General features: G+C 62.3%; 4 protein-coding genes and 1 pseudogene. 2 read left to right on the forward strand and 3 right to left on the reverse strand.

Annotated features, from left to right (window positions below):
• From KVT39_RS35365 to KVT39_RS35375, 3 genes and pseudogenes are all read right to left on the reverse strand, one after another.
• Nucleotides 1–639: pseudogene (locus KVT39_RS35365) on the reverse strand (RHS repeat protein); the annotation flags it as partial.
• A 28-nt stretch (nucleotides 640–667) separates the two neighbouring features.
• Nucleotides 668–1,033 carry a SpvB/TcaC N-terminal domain-containing protein gene (locus KVT39_RS35370; RefSeq protein WP_217591282.1) on the reverse strand — a complete coding sequence of 122 codons (366 nt, stop codon included), beginning with the start codon at nucleotides 1,031–1,033 and terminating at the stop codon, nucleotides 668–670.
• Between the two features lie 45 nt (nucleotides 1,034–1,078).
• Nucleotides 1,079–8,611 (reverse strand): neuraminidase-like domain-containing protein, encoded by a 7,533-nt coding sequence (locus KVT39_RS35375; protein ID WP_368858959.1) that lies wholly within the window; start codon nucleotides 8,609–8,611, stop codon nucleotides 1,079–1,081.
• Between the two features lie 1,017 nt (nucleotides 8,612–9,628).
• Between KVT39_RS35375 and KVT39_RS35380 the strand changes: the two genes are divergently transcribed.
• Together KVT39_RS35380 and KVT39_RS35385 are read left to right on the forward strand one after the other, a co-directional pair.
• On the forward strand, nucleotides 9,629–14,221 hold the full coding sequence (locus KVT39_RS35380; protein WP_368858960.1) for a SpvB/TcaC N-terminal domain-containing protein: 4,593 nt from the start codon (nucleotides 9,629–9,631) through the stop codon (nucleotides 14,219–14,221).
• Nucleotides 14,222–14,454: 233 nt separating this feature from the next.
• The gene (locus KVT39_RS35385) at nucleotides 14,455–21,891 is read left to right on the forward strand and encodes a neuraminidase-like domain-containing protein (protein WP_217591283.1); all 7,437 of its coding nucleotides are present in this window, start codon (nucleotides 14,455–14,457) and stop codon (nucleotides 21,889–21,891) included.
• The last annotated feature ends 14 nt before the right edge of the window (nucleotides 21,892–21,905 follow it).

Below are 21,905 nucleotides of genomic sequence, written 5' to 3' on the forward strand. Positions count from 1 at the left end.
GGCCGGATCGTCGCCGGCCCAGTCGCTGTCGAGCACGTCGTCGCGCAGGAACTGCTGGCGGGTGGTCAGCGGCTGGCCGGCGAGGTCATAGGCGGGCGTGACCGCGAGGCCGGCGGGCGAGTAGTGCTGCCAGAGCTGGCCGCACAGATTGGCGCCGACCGGTGCTGCGGCATCGCCGTATACGAGGCGCTCGCTCACGAGCGGTGCGTCGTCGTCGGCCTGCCCGGTGACCTCGGTGAGGCGGTGCAGCACGTCATAGGTGCGACGCAGCTGTTGGCCACGTCCGTCGCGCTGCCAGACGAGGCCACCCTCGGCGTCGGGCAGCGACATGCGCTCGCCGGCATCCTGACTCAGCACCGCGAGCGGCTGGCCAGACAGCGAGCAGGTGTAGCGGAAGTTCGGCGGGATGGCGGAGTTTTGCCGCTGTTCGTCGAACAGACGGGCATCGATGGTGCTGATCAGGTTCCCGCGTGCAGACCACGTCTGGCGAGTGATCAACTCGTCAGGCGCCTCGTCGGGCGTGGTGCGGTTGTATCGCACAGTACTCACCTGAAGGCCGCGGTTGTCAAACACCGACAGCGTCGGCGTGTCGCGGCAGCGCTGCGCGGTCGCAGCGTCGGAAACTGTCGTGGTGGTCATGATCCAGATACCTCATGCATCGTGTCATTCAGATCCTGGGGCCCCCGCAAACGACGGCCGCCTGTCCGTCGCGCTCGCTGACGAGCCCCCCCGGTCCCACGAATTCATCCTGGGCGCCACCCTCGTAGCCGGGTACGCCGTGCCCGGTGCGGCGCGAAACCGCCATGACCCCCATATTCGAGCCCAGACCGAAAGGACCGTTGCCAGTGCCGCTGCTATAGGTCAGGGCCAGTTCAGGCGCACCACCCCGCCCGCCAGACACCGGTACCGGCAACGACAGGTGCGCCATGCCGTCAGGCACCCCGCGATGCAGCGCCTCACCCATGCCCGTGATGGCTCCGCCGCCCTTCGGCAGGGTGAGCGAGGCGACCTGGATTTCCTCTGAGATGGGCATGGCGGCACCTGATCGATGAATCTTCCGCTGGCTCGGACGCGCGACTTATCGGATCGTGTAGCGGATGTGCAGCACGATGTCGCTCAAGGTCCGCAGCATCGCCTCCTGCTTGCCGAGCACGTTCGGGAAACGCAGCGTGAGCGTACCGCCATCGTCGACCGGAACACCCTCGAAGGGGAGGAACTTGCCGTCGTTGAAGTTCAGTTCGAACCGACCGCTGTCATCCAGGCCTCGCGACACCGCCAGCGCCTCGCAGCCGCGGGGCAACACGAGACTGCCGCCGTACGACAGCATCGCCTGGATGTCCTGATACGGCCCGATCAGCGCCGGCAAGGTGACGCTGAGCTGCTTGATGCGGCGCTGGCTGCCCACTTGCATGCTGGCCGGGTAGTCTTCCATGATCTTCAGGTCACGCAGCGTCACGGTCGCCGACAGCCGATCGTTCTCGAGCGACAAACCATTCTCGTCGCTGCCCGCGCGACCGCCTCCCGCTTCGATGAAGGCCACCGTCTTCTTGGCGAGATCGAATTGCTGGTCGTCGGGCAAGCCCGCATAGAAGTCGGACAGCGAAACCGTACGCACGACTTCCAACGCACGCGCATCCTGGATCAGGTGGGCCGCTTCCATCTGTGCCAGATTCAGCATGAGCGCCTCGCCACAGAGCAACCCGCCATACGTGGTATTCCACTCCGGCTTGATGAAGCGTTCGACGCTCCGGGTTTCCCATTGATAGGCTTGCTCCGCCATCAAACACCGCGAGACCGCCAGATCGTAAAACTGGTAATAAATTGCCGACAGGCGGCCACGCATCCAGCTGTACAGCGCTTCGTTGGTGAATTTGCTTTTCAGGAACGCCAACTGCGCTTCCGTCTGCGCCTGCTGCGTCTGCAGATAGTTCTTCTGCAGGTTCGCCGCTTCCTTGCGCAAGGCCAGCGCCTGCAACTGGGCATCGATATGGTCCAGCTCGGCCTGCGCGTTCCTCTTCTGAATGTCCCACTCCTCGCGACGGCGGCGGTACATCTCCGACTGGCTCACCGTGCTCGCCGTGGTCATATTCGCCGAAGCTTGCAATTGCATGCCGGCCGCCGACGCTTTCATCAGGGCCCCATATTCCATGCCCCCGCACGAAAAACCAAAGATATTCGGGGCTAAATCGAGTGCCGCCGCGCCCATGTGCAGGCCTGTCGACGCAAGAAGCTCGGCCGCCGCCACCGACTGCAATGAAATCGCCGCCACTTCACCAGCATTAAGGTTTTCCTCGTACAGCGCGTCGTAGTGGGCTCGCCGCTGCTGCGCCCCCTGCTGGGCCGCCTTCACGGCGTCGATGTCCGCGTCCACTTCCGCCAGCGTCTTGTCCTGCGCATCCAGGCTGATCAGCACCAGCTCCTTGGCCTGAGTTTGCAGCAACTGACTGAGCTGCTCTCCGTCTTGGCGCTCGCTGATGCCCTGCAAGTTGCTGCCAAACTGCATCAATTGCGACACCGTGCTCTTCGCGTTCTCCAGCATCGGCGCGAAGCGCCACAGCGACGGCTCCGCCGGCGGGAACACTTTGCCGCCCCCGGAAGACGACGCCACCGCCGCGCTGAGCAGCTCCTTGGGATTGGCCGGCGTCGCGTACAGCGGCAGCGTCAGTGGGCGCCCGTCGATTGATAGGTTGTGGCGCAGATTGTAGAGACGCTGTTCCAGCGTCCGCCAGTAGCCCAGCAGCACGTCGTTGGCCTGCGGCAGGAACAGCGCCGTCAGCGAGTTGGCGGTCAGCGGTGCCGGTTGCGCGCCCGCCGACAAGGCCTCCAGCGCCTCCAGATGGGCCCGCTGCGTGGTCTCGTCGGCCGCCACCGCGAGGGGCGGCTCGGACCATTCCGCGGTGCGCGGCAAATACGGTTGCTCGCCCAGCAGGTGCAAGGCCTGCAGGTACCACATCTTGGCTTCGCTCAGCGTGTCGCGCTCGAGCTGGCGATAGGCGCGATCGCCGCGGGCCAGCAGCAGATCCAGCCAGCGCATGAAGGTGGCAACCTTGTAGTGCATCGGGTCGTATTGCGCGACCGCATCCGGGTCCGTGCTGTCCAGCAACTCGGCATTCCAGCCGAGGTCTTCTTCCAGCGGCCGGACATTCCACTGATAGGACTGCAGTTGTCCCCTCACCACATAACCGGACGGGTTCCAGACGTATTGCAGCCAGCACTGCGCGTCATCGAAGCGTTGCTCCAGCAGCAGCCGCTGCGCGACCAGCATCGGGCTGTAGTAGAACAGCTCCCAGAAGTACAGCGCGTTGGCCCCGCTAAAGTCCATCGGCTCAATATAGTTTGGACTACTTTGCATACCCACATCCCGCTCGGCCGTCCAGCCTGCGTCCTTGGCGAAGTTGACGGGCTTGAAGGTAACTTGATTGAATTGGAGTTGTCCGGCCTTGAACCGGCCGGCCTGACAAGCGAGCACGACGCCCAGGCCGGCGCCCAGGTTCGCCGGAAAATCGAGCGCGTCGCCCTGCTTCACTTGCGAGACCGGTACGAACAGCATCGTCTGCTGCTCGGAATCCGTCAGCGAGGCATTCATGAAAGAATACTCTGCGTTCCCGCTTTGCAGGATTAGCCGTACACCACGCGTCGAGCCATGCGCCGTCGGGTTATAGGCGGGCAGCGTCACCTGGACATAGCCGCCATGACCGAGCGGGGGCTCGGACAGATGCTGGGTATCCATGGTCAGGATCGCGTCCACGCCGCGCACCGCGCGCTCGATCAATTGACGGGCGAACAGGGTGTTCATGCGCACCCGGTAGGGCCCCCACTGCATATACTGCGCGCCATTCTCGTCACGCAACAGCGTCAGGACGGCGGTACCACCTTGCTCCTGCTTGACGACTGGAATCGAGAAGAACTCCTTCCCTGCGAGCTGGCCGTCCGCGAACCAGGCTTCGCACGTCACGTTGATGCTCGCACGATTGTTGACAAACACCAGCTGACTGGCATCAAACGTCAGTTCCTCAAACGAAAACACCATCCTCGACAAGCTGGGGTCGGGCATCTGGATAACATGACCCTGAGCAGTAAAACGCTGTGGTTCGCCACCCGCACTGACGACGACTATGACCTTGTCCACTGGAATGTTCGTATCCAGAGGGGTTTTATTGTGCATAAAACGAATTTCGAGAACTGAGGAGCTCATAGGCGGATTTATGCCCACCAAATAACTGTTTGGCTCGGACATTCCCGGCACTTCATAGGTACCGGGTCCAGTGTATGTTACGTGATGCACGGATCCACTGACGCTTACTTGTATTCTCCCCTCCTCACCTGCGTTAATCACAAAATTAGGAGAGACAAATAAAAATCCATTTACTATCGGACCATACTTCGGATCGTCTGACGGATTGCCATCCCGCTGGTCGTATTCATAGTAAAGGTCAACCTTATCTCCAGGTCTGGAACAACGCTGCAGCGTATGAAGCTGCAGGTATGCCATGACGTTGATATCTCGACTCACATCAAATCTGACATCCACCGTGGGGCTGCATTTCACTTTGAAGGACGACAGGGACGCCTCGTAGGAAATGTTTACGATCCCGCCCCCGAACACCCGCGACAGTGAGAGCTTCCCCCATTCAAAACCGGCGTTACCCGAAATGGAGGCCGGAATCTCATATCCTTGCACTCCTCCGTAGCGGTTATTGACCCTGCGACGATCCGATGTGTCGAACTGCGGAAACACTGTCTCGCGGAACAACTGGGCCTGCCCGGACGCCATATCCTTTGAGGACAGGTCCGGCAAGATGAATAGCCCCGCCACCGCGGTCGTTTGAGGAGATGCCTGGATCTTGTAGCACAGCACCAGCAAGGTTTCGTCGTCCGGGCTTTCCGCACAGTACAGCCCGGGCGCCTCGTGCTCCGCGAGGTTCAGATTCTTCAGCAGCGCGTCCGCCGCGTAACTGATCGGCGCCGACCAGTTGCCGTCGTAACGCCGGTACGCCAGCTTCAGCACATACCGGTAGGTCGTCTCGACGCGGTCGTTCTTCGTCTCGGCCTGCTCGACCTGCTCGAGCCACACCAGGTGCAGGCGCGACTTGCTCACCACCGGGCGTACCACGCCCTGGTACGGGTGCAGCGCGCAGTTGATCGCCCGCCACTCGCTCCACGCGTTGGCCGCGAACTGTCCGTCGTGGCACTTGTCGTGGTCGGCGCTGCGCCAGTAATACTCGACCTCGTTGTTGCGGTTGCAGCCCACAAAGTATGTCAGCCCCTGCTCGACGTTCAGGTCGTCGTGATACGCGCTGATCACGTCCAGATTCGCCACCTGCTCGAACGCCGTCAGGTAGCTGTTAAACGCATCCCCGACCGTATCCGCGGTCAGGTACGACTGGCTCACCGACTGCAGCAAGTCGCCCATCATGCCCGTCTGCCCGATCCGCAGCGTCGGATCGATGTAGTTCTCCGGGTAGTACACCAGTTGCGAGACCCCGGCCCAGGTGCTGTAGCGCTTGTTGTACGTCTCCCACTCGGCAAAGAACCGGCGCGTCACTACCGCCCTATCGACCTCGGGTTCGATCCGGTTCAATGCGCGGTTCACATACAGCTGGACGCTGGCCATCGCCTCGGCAATCCGGGTGGTCTCGACCTGCGCGCTCACCTGGTTGTCGATCAGCAGGTAGCCATACAACTCGTCCCGGCTGCGCAGCGTCAGCCTCGCATCCGCGACTTCCTTCAGGTAATAGCCCACGAGCGCCGCGGCGAGCGAGGCCGCCTGCGCGCCCGCGACCGTGTCAGCCTGGTCGGCCCGCAACGCGGCCGTGAACGCCGTCGCCACCCGGTCCCACGCCGCATACGTCGGCGCCTCTGCGTCGGGCCGCAGATAGTCCAGCGCAAGCCAGTCGGCCACGCCCTTCGGCGCCACCCCCAGCCCGTTCGCCAGATTCACCCACTGCAGCACGATGTCGATCTCCGGCCAGCTAGGCAGGCGATCCTTGTCCGCGATCTGCTGGTGCTGCGCCGCCTGTTCGCTCGCCTGCCGCAGCAGTTCCTCGTCCAGCGCCATCGCCTGGGCCAACTGGGCGGGGGTGAGCGTGTCGGCCTCGAACGCGCTCAGGACCGTGGCGGCGTTGCCGGCCAGACGCCGCACCCAGCCGGCGTAGGCGGTGAGCTGCATCAGGGTACGCGCGTCGTGGCCAGCCACGGTTTCGTCCTCGGGCAGCGTGACGAGGCGGTCCGGCTGCTCGACCAGCCAGCGGAACGAGTTCGTATCGAGACCGGTGGCCTGATACACGAGCGCCAGTTGCGCCATCGCGTGGCAAAACTGCACGGCCTCGGCCGGTGGCGGAGTGTGGTTCGCCACCGCCGCCCAGAACGCGTCGACGCCCATGCCATTGGGTTGCAGTTGATCCATCCAGAGCAGCACGGTGCCCGCCACCTCGTTCGAGCTCAGACGCAGCGAGGCCGCGACATAAGGCGCCATCGCCTCGATCAGCGCCCCGTCGCTCAGCTCGGGGTCCTGCAGCCCGTTGTTCAGCGTGTCCAGCAGGGTCTGGATCTCCGGCGTCAGCGTGTCGGCATACACCGTCGTGGTCATCACGAACAGGTCGTACGCGCGCCACTTCATGTCGTTCAGCCAGCGCACCGCCGTCTGCAGCCGGCCCAGCAGCCCGCGCAGCGTCTCGTCATCGATGCCGACCAGCCCGGTCGCACCTTCCTCCAGCCCGGCCAGCAGCAGCGCCAGGTCGTCCACGCTCAGCCGGTGCACGGCGGCCAGCAGATGTGCACGATACAGGGCCGACAGATAGGCGATGTCGTTGGGAATCGTGCCGTCCGGATTACCGGGATCGGCGATCGTCAGCAACCGGTACAGCGACACGTCGTCGACCTGAAACGCGCGTTTCAGCACCGCCTTGCGCGGATCGTCGTCCGGACTGCCCGGCTTCAGGTCGATCCGGGGGCCGCCCGTATCGAACACGTAGCCGTTCAACGGCGGGGTATTGAACAGCCGGTCGAACGGGCTGGGCTCGTCGCCGAACCTCAGCCGTGAAATGTCGCCATTGCACAGGCACAACGCCTGATTGTGGTCGATTGCATAACGTTGCATGGACGACTGCATGTCGAGCATCCGGCACACCGTCGTCTCGTCCATTGCCCAATTATCAACGCGCGCGGCGGCCGCATCGATCGCGGCAGGCGTCAGTCCGGTCGCCTTGTGCGCCCGGATGGACTTGTTGATCCCGAGCAGAAAGAGAAAGGTCGGAACTCCTTGTTCTTCGGGGGCGAATCTTATATTCGGGTTATTCAACCTCACCCCATTGGAATCGTGGCAATCGATAGACAAGTTAAAAGGCTGTTGTTTTGTTACTTGTCGCAAGTCTATGTTGACGGGAACCCGATACTCCCGATCAATATTCGAGGCGCTGAACTGCTCAAAGGTAAAAATATGTTCCCAACTCGACCCCTTATATTGTTGGTGAATCTTTACCTTGTCCACCGTTGACGGCAGTGAGGCGAAGCTGAATCGCACAAACTCGCAGACGTTACCGTACCGGATGGGGGGGGGTTCAAGTTCCGCGTAATGTAGCCCCTGCCACCCATTTGAAAGGCTGCAGTCCAGCATCAATAAAGATAGATCGCCGGCCCCATTCAGTTGCGGATATGTCAATTGGGACCGGTTGAGATTCTTCGTGCTTTTGACATAGCCTTTGAGCGCATAGTTATCGATGAAGTCGGTACAGATGTCATCCGACACGTCGTAGTACCGGGCCAGCGCGCGGACGTTCATGAGTTCGGACGGCGGGGTCTCCCCGAAATTGCGCTCATAGACCGCTTCCGCATTCTCGTCCGTCACCGCTTCGGTCAGAATCGCGTGGAGTTCCGGGTCGATCCCGGCACGGATGCCCAACTGCGATGCCGTCGACATCAGGCCCGCGACGTCCGGCGCCGCTGCCACGTGTTTGCCCTCGGGGTCACGAGTCAGCAGGGCTTGCCGCCCCCGCTCGAACGCATCATGAAACGGTGTCGCGCCCGTCGTGCGCCACGTCGCCAGCCGTTGCAGGACCGCCTCGTCATCGGCCAGGCTCGGGTCGTGTGCCCGAATGCCTGCCTGCAACAGTTCGTTGGACAGATCCAGCGTCGACAGCGATTCATCCAGATTGCGCTGGCTCAGCACCAGCGCGGGCAGGTCGGGACGCCGGACGTCCAGATGGTAGCGCGACGCCGGGGCGCGCAGTGCCCGCGCTTCCCGATACAGTTCGGTCAGATAGGCGCCCGGCGAGAACATCGAGGCCACCGCGCCCGGCGCAACAAACTGGCTGGCGCGTTGCCCGAACATGCTCTGGTAGTCGAACAACTGCGCCTGCGGCTGAGTCATCGCCGAACGCAGCGCTCGCGTCAACAGCGGATTCGAGCGCGTCAACAGACGGGCCTCGTACAGTCGGCTGTCGTTGAGCGAGGCTTCTGCCGCCCGGTACAGCACCCGCGTTTCGTGCCAGCTCAGCACGTCCTTGACTTTTTTACGGAACTCGTCGAACGAGAACAACGCAATCTCGATCAGCGTATTGATACCGTGTGGCTCGATCATTGAACGCAGGTGGGACAACGTCTGGGTATCCACAACATCACCTCGCAAAGAGTCCGGGCATTGGAATGGCCCGCATTGTTCAATGCGTGCGCTCAAAAGCCGACCAATCAGCTTTCGAGAGACGCAGTTGCATCAACCCGTCGTTACCGACAAGGAAATACCCTCTCGACGGTCCATCCAGGGGTATCCACAACCGATATCCGCGGATCCGCCGATCCGCCGATCCAATGGGCTGTTCGATCCTGCGATCGAGTGCCGCAGCCCGTCACTGGCCCAAACGAACCACTCTCTTCATGTGCTTGCTCGTCGGTTGGACGTCGGCGTCCACAGCCAAGGCCTGCGACCGGGTATCCCGATCCGGTCTTTGCATCCGAGCGCGTTGCAGGCCGTACCACGCGAATCAGCCGTGTCTCCATTCACCGTTCAACCCTGACATGCATGCGTGCGCTCGCGCTCCAGGCCCCCACGCGATACTCAACAAATCGCACTGCGCACCATGCAATTTAACGTAGCTCAATCACTTCAATCCGTCAAACTTTCGCCCACATACAATCATTATTTTTATAAAAATATTTATTCTCATTTGCAAGCTGCATCGACTATCAAAACATTTTCTCTTATTTTCAGACCCGCCGACTATCAAATCATTTTATCCAATTTGCAAGCCACACCAACTATCAAAACAGTTTTATTCATTTCAAAATTGATTGACCCATTCCTGCAAAGGCGACTTATATTTCCTTAAACCAGCCGCCTTGACAGCTCATGGTCTGATTGTGTCGCTACCGCGGCATCTGACCGGCATGCGCGCAGGCATGGGGACCACCGAAGCCGAGCGAGCCAATGGCAGCTCAGGCTATGACGCAGGCTTGCGACCACGGTAGGAGTGTGGCGAGCGGGAGTCGGCCGTGGTGTACAGGGCAGTGACATCGACGCATCCCTGGACGGGCCGCGCGTGGCCTGCCCACGGGTGAGTCCTTGCTGGTGGATTCGCACCGGATGGAATCGCATGGCCAGCAACAACATGAACGCCACTATTCAGGAGTGCAGGTGAATACTGTGCAGGAGACCGGAAGCGTGACGGTTGCCGCTCCATCGTTACCCAAAGGCGGAGGGACGCTGCGCGGGATGGGCGAGACGCTCGGCGAGGCCGGGATGACCGGCCAAGCCGGCGTATCGGTGCCGTTGCCGGTGTCGGCCGGCCGAGGCGATGCGCCGTCGCTGTCCCTCGCATACAGCAGTGACTCTGGCAACAGCGCCTTTGGCCTTGGGTGGCAGGTGCCGCTCCTCACGATCAGCCGTGACACGCGTCACGCGGTACCCCGCTACGACGAACAGGATGTGTTTCTCGCCCCCAACGGTGAAGTCCTGGTTCCCGAACGGGATGACCGGGACCAACTGGTCAGTCGATCGGTGTCGGCGTATGGGGCCGTGACGCTGGATCAAACCTATATCGTCACCCGCTACCTGCCCGCCGTGATGCAGGAATTCGAGCGCATCGAGCGTTGGCAGGGGCAATCATCGCAAGATTTTTTCTGGTTGATTCACACGGTCGACGGCCACGTGCACTGTCTGGGCAAACACGCCGCGGCGCGCATCGCCGACCCGGCGGCGCCGCACACCCGCATTGGTCGCTGGCTGCTGGAGGAGTCGGTCTCCCCCACCGGCGAGCATATCTGCTATCAGTACGAGGCTGAAGACAACATCAATGTTGACCTGGACGGCCCGGAAGTCAGCCGCCTGCACACGGCGAACCGGTATCTGACTGAGGTGCGGTACGGTAATCGGCAGGGCTACGCCCCCCTCTATGCCTGGGACGACCCGCAAGCCGCGCCCCCTGAATGGCTGTTCAGCCTCGTGTTCGACTACGGCCGCCGCACGCTGGATGCACACACCGTACCGGGCCGGGATCCCAACGGGCCGTGGCCATGCCGCGCGGACGCGTTTTCGGATTATTCGCTGGGCTTCGAGGTCCGCACACACCGCCTGTGCCATCAGGTACTGATGTTCCATCACTTCCCGCAGGAACTGACCGAACTCAGCACGCTGGTGCGACGCCTGCTGCTCACCTATGACCAGACGCCGTACGTCAGCCAACTGATCGTCGCCCAGACGTTTGCCTATGAGCGTGACGGCACGATGCTGTCCATGCCGCCGCTCGAGCTGGCCTACACGCCGTTCGCCCCGGCGCTGTCCGCGGACGGTTATCAGCCGCTGCCGGCGTTCGCCGGCTGGAACGACGGCCGCCCCTACCAGTTGGTGGACCTGTATGGCGAGGGGCTCCCCGGCATTCTTTATCGAGAGGGCAGCGATTGGCGCTACCAGGGCCCGCAGCGCGACCCGCACGTGCTGCCGGACGGGATCATCTACGGTCCCTGGGAAGCGCTGCCCAACCTCCCTGCCCTCCAGCCGGAGGCCCGCAGCCTGCTGATGGATCTCACCGGCGATGGTCAGCTCGACTGGCTGATTTTACAGCCCGCGCTGAACGGATACTTCACCCTCGGCCCGGATCGCCAATGGTCGCACTTTGTCCCCTGGTCGGCCTTGCCTACGGAGTTTTTCCATCCCGCGGCGCAGTTCGTCGATGCTCGGGGCGGCGGATTGATGGATCTGGCGCTGATCAGCCCGAACAGCGTGCGCATCTATCCGAATGAGCGTGAGGCCGGTTTCGGGACCAGCTTTGCCGTGCTCCAGTCCGCCGCCGGGCCCCTGCCCGTCAGCGTGGATCCAGCCACCTTGGTCGCCTTCAGCGATGTGCTGGGATCCGGCCAGCAACATCTCGTGCGCGTCCGGCATGACGGCCTCGAGTGCTGGCCGAATTTGGGCGGCGGTCACTTCGCGCCCCCGCTCAGGCTGGCCAGCCTGCGGTTCGACGCACGGACCTTCAACCCGGATCGGCTGTTCCTCGTTGACCTGGACGGGTCAGGGGCGGCCGATCTCGTTTATGCTGAATCGGATCGCATCCTGATCTTCCTGAATCGCTGCGGCAACGGTTTCGATAGCGAACCGCAGGTGCTCCCCCTGCCGCCCGGTGTGCATTTCGACAGCTTGAGCCAGATCAGCTTTGCCGACCTCGATGGGACCGGCACGAGTGATCTGGTCCTCTCGGTGGTCAGGCCCGAGCCTCGGCATTGGCGTTTCGCCTTTGCCGCGGGCAAGCCCTATCTGCTGCGCACCGTCAGCAATAACCTCGGGGCGTCGACCACCCTCACCTTTCGCAGCTCCGCCCAAGAGTGGCTGGACCAGAAGAACGAAGAACCGGCAAGCGTATGCGGACTCCCGTTCTCGCTTCCGGTGTTATCCCAGACCGTCATCAGCGATGAAATCACCGGCAATACCCTGACCGATCGCTATCGTTATCGACACGGTGTGTATGCGGGTCGGGAGCGGGAGTTTCGCGGCTTCGGGCTGGTCGAGCATATCGATTCAGCCAGCGCGATCGACGTGACTTCCGGAGGGCTGATCTACGTCACGCCCACGCTGACGCGCCAGTGGTACCACACGGGACAAGCGCATGTGGCCACCGAAGGCGTACCCGCGCCGTATCAGGACAATGTGCTGTTCACACTTGGCCCAGCACGGTTCACCCGGCTTGACCCGCAGAGCGGTCACGACGAGCCGTTGCCTAACGATGCTCGGGATACGGTCCAGGCTCAGTTGTGGCGGGCGCTCAAGGGCTGCCCGCTGCGCACCGAAACCTACAATGCGCTCGATCAACACGGGCGCGCGGTTCCGTTTACCGTGCAGGCCTGGCGCTACCAGGTCAGACTGGTGCAGCCCGCAGCAACGGCCGGCGCCGATTGCGTGAGCCTGCCGATGCCGCTGGAACAGGTCAGCGTGAACTATGAGCGGATCGCGTCTGACCCAGTTGTTCAGCACAGCATCGCCGTGCAGGTGGATCCCTATGGCGTGCCGCTGCGGAGCGTCACGGTCCATTACCCCCGTCGCCCCAAACCCGCGACCAATCCGTACGCGCCGGATCTGCCAGAGGCCTGGTGGCAGGCGAGCCATGACGACGCCCAGTACACGCTGCGGTTGAACGAAGCGCGCCAGCGAGTCCATCATCTCGACGATCCCCAGGTGTGGCGTCTGGGTCTTCCATTCGAGCAACGCCAGAATGTGATCATCGACCCCGCGGGCCGTGACGATTATTATCCCGCGACCATCACGGGCCTGAGCCACGAGGCCCTGCGCGAGCCGAACGGGGTTATCGCGGCCACGCAGACTCGGGAGTTCGCGGGCCAGCACGTGACCTACTACTTTGACAAGGACGGTGCCGAGGTCCAGCCCGTCGAGACCCGCCCTTCCGCACTGGCGCTGATCCACCATGTCGAGGTGGCGGAACTCGACGAGGCCGCGCTGACCGCCCTCGACACGCTCCCCAATCGGGAGGCGGTGCTGGACCAGGCAGGGTACCGTCAGGCCCCGACGGTGCTGGTCGAACCCGGCGTCAACGAGGCATCCGTCTGGGTGGTGCCCCGTGACTACGCCACCTACGTCGACCAAGCGGGCTCCTGGCTACCGTTCCATCGGCCGCGCAGCACGCGAAGCTCCACCATCGTGGGCGCACAACAGTTCACCTACGATCCCCATACGTGCGTCGTGCGCTCAGTCACCGATGCGCTCGGCAACCGGATCACGGCGCAGTATGACTACCGCTTTCTGGAACCTTCACAGGTCACGGATCCGAATGGGAACGTGCAGGAGGTGCGGTTCGATGCGTTCGGGCGCGTCATCGCGTCGTCATTCCACGGCAGCGAACTGGACGAGGCGGACACGTCCCACGCAGTCGGATTTGCGCCGCTCAGTGCGTTCGACCCCAACGTGACAGCGCTCGGCTCGATCGAGGCAGCCCTGGCCGATCCGGCCGGCGCGCTGCAGGACGCCGCCTCGGTTTGCTTGTATGACCTGTACTGCTGGATGGGCCAGATCACCTCGACCCAACTGGCCCTGCATGTGTCCGCGGAGCAGACTCTCGCGCTCTGGCAAACCCTGCAGCAGGCCCACCTGATCACCGCGAGCGGCCATATCCTGACCCGCGGGCATGCCTGGGCTCGCAACGGCCTCCCGCTATCCGGCATCCCACCGGCCGTGCAGACCCTGCTGCGTCGAACGCCGCAAAGCCCGGTGCAGGCGGCCGTCCTGAGCGCGGACCGCTATCCTGGATCGCCGGGCAGACAGATTCCCATCACGCTGTCCCTGAGCGACGGCTTCGGCCGCGCGCTGCAGACCAAGCAGAAAGCCGAGCCCGGTCTCGCCTATGTGGTCGATGACCAAGGGCGATTCATGCTCGACGCGAATGGCCAGCCGCGCATCGCCGACACCGGGAGCGAGCCCCGCTGGGCCGTGTCCGGCCGGGTGATCTACAACGAGAAGGCAGAGCCGGTACGGGTCTATCAACCGTATTTCCTGGATCAGCCCCGCTATGTCGACGACCTCGACATGGTGACCTGGGGCGATGCCGACATCTACGCGTACGACCCGCTGGGCCGGTGGCGCGAGCGGCTCACCCCGCTCGGCTTCCGCCACCGGATCCGCTATTACCCGTGGTTCAACGTCGAGGAAGACGAGAACGATACGCTCAACGAGGTGCTCGACGATGAATCCCATCCGCCCCACACCGATCAGGAGAACCAACCGTGACGCCCGTTGCTGAATGCACGGCGGCGGCCTGCCGCCAGGGCCCTCGAAGCTGCGGGTGTACGACAACCGCAGCTTCGAGGGCGCAACGCGCAGCACCACCGGAGCGGTGCTGCTGCGGGATGCGCGCGTCCCCCGACGGATCGACACGAGGCAACGAATCGACGACGGCGGCTTGCTCCAGGCATGGCCAGCCCCCGGTAGTGAATTCTCCCGGCATTTGACGGAGTGCAATCATGAGCACACTCGAAGAACAGCTTGAAGCCCGGTATCTCAGCGAACCCCTGCGCGAAGCACTGGCCGACGCGGGTGACATGAGCGTGCAGGAGGCGGCCGCCCTGGCACCGACGGAGGCCCTGCCGGCGGACCTGGTGCCGTGGCGCGACGAGATCGTGCAAGCGGCCTCGACCGTGCGCGCGGCTCTGCGCGACGCCTGGGTCAGCCATGACCCCACCACGCGTGCCTCGCCCCACTTCCACGAACCGGATCCGGAACTCCGGAACCTGCCCGTCGACACAGGTGAATTCTGCGATCCCGACTCGTTGCAGTCGAAGCTCTCGCCTGCCCGCTACCTGATGCAGATCTACCGCACGGCGACGACGCAGATTCATCCCACGGATAAGGACGGTAAACCGGATGAGAAGCGCAAGCTTGACACGCGGCGCCCCGACCTGAAAGAGCTGGCCTTGACGTCCGATCACCTGCTCACCGACGTCACGACCCTGTCGCTGGCGAACCAGGTGATGGAAGCCCTCGCGGGCGCGTCGTCATTAGAGGCGCGTGATGAGCTTTATAAAACCCTCGCCACGAATCGTAGCGCCTTCAGCCTGCCGTTTGACTGGTACCAAACGCGCGTGCGCCTGGGGCTGGCGGTGCTGGGGGGGGCGAGCCTCAATAGCATCGCCCGCGCGACCGATTCCCGCAGCACCATGCTGGACAATGCAAGCTATACGCTCGTGCCCAACGTGCGCGACAGGCTCGGCCTGTGCGATGAGGACATGAAAGTACTTACTGAGACGGATATAGCGAATCGGGACCAAGAGCTTTGGGTCGTCAACAAATTCCTGGACCATACGTCGCTCTCCTTGGACGAGTTGAATCTGCTGATCTGCAGCAGCGGGATCCGCTCGGAGGCCAGCCCCGCCACCCCAGCTAAATACTATGCCCGCTACATCCACAGTAACGCCTTCCCAGCCATTACGATCGGCACAACCAGCTCGGAAAAAGACACACTGATACTGAAAAGGAACGACGCCCGGGTAGGCGACATAGACCTGGGCAACATGGAGCGCATGGTGCGCCTGTACCAGCGGACCGGCCTGCCGTTCCATCAGCTCGATCACCTGATTTGCACCGCCGCCCAGTTGGAGGTGCGCGATCCCCCCGTGTTGAACGACTTTGCGCTCTCGCTCATCGCCCGCTACCGGGAATGGCACGCGCGATTTGGCCTCAGCGTGGACGCCTACGTGGGCCTGCTGTATTGGAGCAATGCGTTTGTTCGCGAGGGGTTTCAGGAAACCTCCTATCTGCGCCAGCTGTTTGGCGACGATGCGACATGGATCGCAAAGTACTGTGAGGCCACGACTTCCGAAGAGCGGCGGTATCTTCGGAAGCCAGAATCAAAAGTCCTGACGGCAAACGAGATCGCGGCATTGCAGCGCGGCCTGCAACTGACCCAGACGGACTGGGACACGATTGTCCAGCAGATTGATCCCCGATCGGAGCGTGAGTTCGACTCGCCCTGTCTTGCCGCCCTGCAGCGCTTCGCGCTGCCGTTCCGGTCGTTCGGCTGGTCCATCCAGGACGCGGTGCGGATGCTGAAACAGATCGCACCATCGCTGCTCAGCATCCTGTCCGGGCTTACCCACAAGAATTTGCCCGACGCGCTGGACCAGCTCGCGTGGCTGAACGACACGCTCACCGCATGGCAGGCAACACCGGCACAGATCGCGACGATCGTCCAGACGCCGCCCAATACGGCCCTTCAGGCCACCCAGGAAACCGCCAACTGGATCAATGACCTGCATCAGAACCTGCTGCCCGCACTGCTGACCGCGTCGAGCTTTGATGCCTATCAGACGGTACCGTTGGATTCGCCTACCGACGCAACATCGACGGTGACGATCGACTGGCTGGTCGAATTGAGGTATGTAAGGGCCCTCGACGTGAATAGGCTCGTGCTCAACCTCACCCAGTCAGAGTTTGAATCCAAGGTTCGGACCGTACTCTTCAACAAGGGGGCGAGTCGAGCCACAAGTGTGCAGGAGGGTGTCGTCGCGACCTTGCAGCTGGCGCAAGCGAGTGCCACGGCCATCCTGAGCGCCGCGATGGCCAAGCTGATGAGCGGCGCCAGCGACGTGGTGATCCCGATGCTGGCGTGGATGAACCTCGATGACCCTCAAAAAAACCCCATCGACTATTACACGGTGCTGAACGCGCTGTTGGCGTGGAATCTGTTCACCAAACGCGCGATCGATGTGGCCACCCTCAACCAGCGGTCGGGCACCCTAAAGTCGGTGGCATTCATGAGCCGCTATGCCGAAGCGGTGCGCCTGTTCCGGCTGGAGAAGGAAGACATCCGGCTGGTGGTCGATCGACCCGTCGCGTTCGATGCTCGGGCGGCACGAGGCACGCTCAAACTTGACTTCGATCTGCTGCTGGCGCTGGGGCAGCTCAAGGGCCTGCAACACGGTCAGGCGAGCGCCGACGCATGGCGCATGTATTTCACGCGACAGGCCACCGTCGGGAACGATTCATCCAGGAAAGCGGCACTGACCGACACCCTGAGCCAGCTGCTCGGCTGCCCGGTTGACGAGCTGACGCTGATGCTCGACGACCTGTCCGGACCGGCCGGGACGTTGCCCGACACGATCCAAGGGCTGGACTTGATGCAGCGCCATCTCGTGCAGGCCCGGGCGCTCGCGCTGGACTATGCGCAGTTGAAGTCGATCAAAACCATGGCTACGAGGACAGGGTACGGGCTCGAGTCAGGGAGTCGGCTGACCTGGGCCGACAAACGCACGGCCGCGGATGCGGTGATGACCGGCGTGGCCCGATACGGCGCATCGGCAAGCGCGGTGGAACACCCGCTGGACGAAGCGTGTCGCGATGCCCTCGTCGGCTACCTGTTGAAAAAGATTCTCCCCGACAAGCTGATTACCAATATCACCAACGCCGAGCAGCTCTACAGCTATCTGCTGCTCGACGTCAACGTCTCGAGCGAGGTCACCACCACCCAACTGCTTGAAGCGATCAGCAGCGTCCAACTGTACATCAACCGCGCGCTGGAAGGGGCCGAGCCGGCAACGTTCCGAGTCGGCAGCGAGCGCAGCGACACCGCCAAGCGCAAGCTGGTCGACCAGTGGGCGATCGATCGCGAGTACCGGCTGTGGCAGGCCAACCAGGAACTCGCCCTGTTCCCGGCCCACTATGTCGCCCCTGAACGGATACAAGGGGCGAGTAGCGACTATGCGGCCTTCATCGAAGCGCTGAATCAGGGTCGACTGGAAGACGACGTGATCCGGCAGGCGCTGACCCCCTACCTGACGGATCTGTCCAGCCGCGGCCGCGCCACCATCGGCGGTCTGTCGCAGATGCCGGTACCCGGCGCGCCGCAAAGCGTGAAACTCTATGTCACCGCGCGTACACCCGGCGACGCGGGTGATTGGTACCTGCGCACCCTCACGCTGACCCCAGAAGGCCCGCAGGACGTCGGGCCATGGGAAAAGATCGACGTTGCGATTCCCCGGCAGTCGTTTTCGGTGCCCACGCCTATCGAGTTCAAGGGCGCCATCTACGTGGTGTGGGCGGAATGTGACGAGCGCTCTATTCAAGCGCTTGCCGATGCCCCCAACGCTGCATCGGTCGCCAAGGAATATCGCTACCGGGTCAAGCGCGCGCGGCGCCGCGAGCCGGGCCGCTGGGACGAATCCGAGGCGCTCCCGATTCAGAAACAAGAGGAGCCCGACTCCGTCACGGTGACCATTGCGGAGGACAGGGAAATCATTTCGCCGCTCGCGCCAAACTTACCCTGTCGCTTCTCGTCACGCTGGCTGAAAGCCGATCAGTGGTGTTTAAGCAGTTACGTCCCTTTGAAGTTCAAGGACGGAGATGCCCCTCCGGAAATTGCCGTTCAAGTTTACGTTGACTCAAACCTGTTCGCAGCACAAGTCGGCAAGTGCTACGCGGCGAGCGGAACGCGCGACATGATTGTCGCCGTTATGGGCCTGGATTTCGTTATGTCCGTGCCCGAGACGGAAACTACGTGCTCCTTCAAAGACCCACAAGGGAATGTCACCAAGACTACCAAGGTGAAAATCAACTGCACCCTCTATTCGGCGCAAACGACGCACGAGCTTAAGGCACCCGAATTTTTTTTCGCGCACCACGTCACGCTTGTCGATCCCGATCGGACATCGGAGGTTGCGATTAAAAAGGTCGAGCTTGTACTGATAAAGCCATCTCCTGATAAAACCCTATACACCTCAAATCACTCTACAGGATGGTATTGTGGGTGGATAAAAGGGTCGTCGGTTCAAAATGAGCACCCTTCTTTCAAGATTAGTTTGACGCACATCGGGATGTCGTGCGAATTAACTGTCAATTTATCTCATGAATCAATTGCGGACATTCCACCATTGCACCTTCTCCCCGGAGACGCGGCCAGTGATCCCTGCTTCGTGTCGGCCCCCGGTCAAGAACCATCGCTGTCCGTGCCGTCGATACTGACTTGGCTATTCGATAATTACATCAATTTAACCAAGACCTACGCAGCCACTGACGGGAGCTCACCGTTTATCGTCAAGGGAGATCAACCTAAGTCGGTACTCGGTCCGCTTTCAAATATGCCAGCGATTCAGATCGAAGAGTCGGTTGAGCATATAGCCGCCACCGTGCAGAAATATATCCCGGGCGGAAAATTTTCACTGTCGTTCTGGTTCCGGACGACCTCAAGTGACTCGCACTTACCCTTACTTGCGTTATTCGCAGATCCGAGTCGAGAAATCCTGAAGACGTATCTCGAGCCGAACAACACCCTGTGCGCAACGAGGTACGACGCCTCTGGTAACGGCGTCGTTTTAAAAGGGGTAGATAAATTAAGCGGAGGTGACTGGCATCAAGTCGCGTACACCAGCTCGCTGAAAGATGGGCAGAGGCTATACGTGGACGGTCGTTTCATTGCGCATAGCGCTTTGTTGTCGCCCATCCATAGAATCGGGAATATCATGCTGGTGGGGTTTTATGAGGGTACGCCAATCTCCGAGGCGACAATAGTCGAACTGTCCGAACTGAAGCTCTTTGATCGCGTACTGACGCAGGTCGAGATCGACAAGCTGTCTCGTCGCTACGGCGTTGCATTACGCCTGCACACCCAGACCGCCGCCTCGTTGCGTGAGCAGATCACGCCGCCTTCCGGCGAACCCCCGTTTCTTTACAAGGCCAGCAACTACCGGGACCTGCAGTCACTGCCGGAACAGGACGTGCGTTTCCTCATTGCATCGTATAACGCAAGCGACGCAGGAAAGCAGTTGCCCGTTACCGTCTGGCCGGCAGAACAATTCAACTTCGGCGGCTACGACGGCCGCTACGGCTGGGAGCTGTTCCTTTACATGCCGTGGCTGGTCGCGCAACGTCTGGCGGACACCGGCGACTACGATCGCGCGCGCCAGTGGCTGCATTGCATCTTCGATCCGACCTACCCCAGGGAGGTAGATCGCTGGATATGCCGGCCGTTGCGCGAAAGCCTGTCGCCTTCGCCCGCCCCTCATGCGGTGACCGACCCGGACGCGATCGCACGCGACGCCCCGATCCATTACCGGACCGCCATCGTCAACGCGTACACCGACGTGCTGATGGCCGCGGGCGACGCCCAGTATCGCAATCCGACCCGCGAATCGCTGGGCCGCGCGAAGATGTACTACGTGATGGCCGGCGAGGTACGCGGCCCGAGGCCGCTGCTGATGCAGGTGGATGACTGGGCCTCGCCAAAGTTGGGGCATGCCAGGGAGGCGCATTTCAAGCGGCCGGTGGACGAGAAGAATCTGGCGTACTGGGACACGTTGGAGGCGCGGCTGGACAATCTGCGGCACAACCGGTCGATCGACGGTCTGCCGCTGAACCTGCCGCTGCTGGCGCCGCCGGTCAATCCTGCCGCGCTGCAGCAGGCGGCTGTCAGCGGCGGTACCTCGGCGCTCGCCGAAATAGAACGCATCACGCCGATTCCCCACTACCGGTTTGCGGTGATGCTGGAAAAAGCCCGCGGTTTTGTCGTCACGCTGAGCAGCCTGGGCAACGCGCTGCAGCAGACCCTGGAGCGCGACGACAGTGAAGCGCTGGGGCTGATGCAACTGGAGCAGCAGGTGGCGCTGGTCGATCTCGGGCAGGCGATGCAGCGCGAGCAGATCGAAATGGCGCAGCATAACCTGGCCGCGCTGCAACACAGCCGCACAGCGGCCAGCGAACGCCACACCTACTACCACACCCTTTATGAACAAGGGATCAGCCCAACCGAACAGGCGGCAATGGACTTGACGACCTCCGCGGGGGCGCTGCGCATCGGCGCGAGTGTACCCTTCACGATTGCCGGCGTGGTGGAGGCCCTGCCCAACATCTTCGGGCTGGCGGTCGGTGGGCAGCAGCCCGCGGGTATTCCACGGGCCGTCGGCACCGGCATGTTGGGTGTGGCGGACATGCTGCAGATCACCGCGGACCGGCTCGCCGCAGTCGAACAGTACCGGCGCCGCAGCGACGACTGGCAACTCCAGTACCAGCAGGCCGAGCGGGAAGGACAAAACCTGGACGCGCAGATCGCCGGCGCGCAGCGCGCGCTCGCCCAGGCGCAGCATGGGCTCAAGCAGCAGGCCCTGCAGCAGGAGCAGGCGCGGGCGACGCAACGCTTCCTGCAGCAGCGCTTCGGCTCGCGGGCCCTGTACCGGTGGATGAGCGGCCGGCTGGCGACGCTCTACTGGCAGGCCTACGATGGTGCCACCAATCTGTGTCGGCAGGCGGAGGCGGCTTGCCAGTACGAACTGGGCAATTTCGAGCTGCGCTTCATCCAGGCCGGCCAGGCCTGGAATGACCAGTTCCGCGGACTGTTGGCCGGCGAGGCACTGCTGCTCGATCTGCAGCGCATGGAGCTGGTGTATCGGCAACGAAACTCGCGTCCTTACGAGATCGTCAAGACTTTTTCGCTCAAGGCGATAAACTCCACGGCACTCGCCACACTCAAGTCAACCGGTACCGCGCAGTTCGAGTTGGACGAGAAGGAGTTTGACAAGGATTACCCCAACCATTATCTGCGTCAGATCAAGACGGTGGCGCTGTCGTTTCCAGCGGTGCTCGGCCCCTACCAGGAGGTCGGGGCGATGCTCTCCCAGTTGAGCAACACCCTTTACTACACCAGCAATAAAGATGCTGACAAAAATAAGCGCCCCTCAAAGCCTAACCTGCGCGCGTACCAACAGGTGGCGCTGTCGCAGGGCATCAACGACAGCGGGCTGTTCCAGCTGGACTTCAATGACGAGCGCTACCTGCCGTTCGAAGGCACGGGGGTGGATTCGAAGTGGAAACTGGAGTTCCCTGGATGGAAGAATGAATCCGGGAACCCGGCGAAGACGCTGCTTGAGAGCCTGGACGATGTGATCATCCAGGTGCGTTATACGGCCACCAGTTGAGCGCTCGGCAGCAG

The organism is Burkholderia sp. GbtcB21, assembly GCF_019091065.1.
GTDB classification, from domain to species: domain Bacteria; phylum Pseudomonadota; class Gammaproteobacteria; order Burkholderiales; family Burkholderiaceae; genus Burkholderia; species Burkholderia pyrrocinia_C.

Bases quoted from the DNA above. Each gene is read 5' to 3' on its own strand.
- KVT39_RS35370 (WP_217591282.1), bottom strand. From the start codon at position 1,033: ATGCCCATCTCAGAGGAAATCCAGGTCGCCTCGCTCACCCTGCCGAAG.
- KVT39_RS35385 (WP_217591283.1), top strand. From the start codon at position 14,455: ATGAGCACACTCGAAGAACAGCTTGAAGCCCGGTATCTCAGCGAACCC.